The 218-nt window shown below is 41.3% G+C and carries 1 protein-coding gene; it reads right to left on the bottom strand.

Translation table 11 applies throughout. From position 1 onward, the window contains the following. Positions 1-218, bottom strand: a 218-nt coding sequence (locus LMC10_RS10630; RefSeq protein WP_267866774.1) for a reverse transcriptase domain-containing protein, incomplete at both ends; no start/stop codon positions are given.

Below are 218 nucleotides of genomic sequence, written 5' to 3'. Positions count from 1 at the left end.
TCCAACTCATTTAGATAGATGTTCGCCAGTAGTGGGGACAATGGCCCTCCTTGTGGGGTTCCTTTTTCGCTCTTAGCGAAAAGCCCATGGTCTAAGACTCCGCTAGTTAGAAACTTACGAATGAGTCTTAGTGTCCATGGGTCATCAATATATTGTTGGAGATACTTAATCATCAAGTCATGATTAACGTTATCAAAATAGGCTTTTAGGTCTAAGTC

This window comes from Limosilactobacillus reuteri subsp. simiae, from assembly GCF_020784875.1.
Lineage (GTDB): Bacteria > Bacillota > Bacilli > Lactobacillales > Lactobacillaceae > Limosilactobacillus > Limosilactobacillus reuteri_H.
This window is presented reverse-complemented; position numbering and strand designations above follow the sequence as displayed.